Origin of the sequence: Streptomyces sp. MMG1121, from assembly GCF_001280015.1 — a bacterium.
Classification (GTDB): domain Bacteria; phylum Actinomycetota; class Actinomycetes; order Streptomycetales; family Streptomycetaceae; genus Streptomyces.
Genome location: NZ_LGDV01000167.1, coordinates 1 through 220, shown reverse-complemented (window position 1 = coordinate 220; position 220 = coordinate 1). Strand labels below are relative to the sequence as shown.

The following is a 220-nucleotide window of genomic DNA, read 5'->3' as shown; positions in this document are numbered from 1 at the left end:
CGCTTTTCGCGGGTGGTGGTGTGCGGCGGGTGGAGTTGCCGACGTATGCGTTCCAGCGTCGCCGGTACTGGCTGGATGCGCCGGCTGTCTCGGGTGATGCGGGCAGTTTTGGTCTGGGTGGGGCGGATCATTCGGTGCTGGGTGCGGTGGTGCGGTTGGCGGATGAGGATGGTGTGGTTCTGACGGGGCGTTTGTCGCTTCGTTCGCATCCGTGGCTGGC

1 protein-coding gene is annotated in these 220 nt (G+C 65.9%); it reads left to right on the top strand.

Features of this window, described 5'->3' with window-relative positions; all coding sequences use genetic code 11:
* Positions 1-29 precede the first annotated feature (29 nt).
* Positions 30-220, top strand: a 191-nt coding sequence (locus ADK64_RS47290) for a hypothetical protein (protein ID WP_420712980.1), incomplete at its 3' end; no start/stop codon positions are given.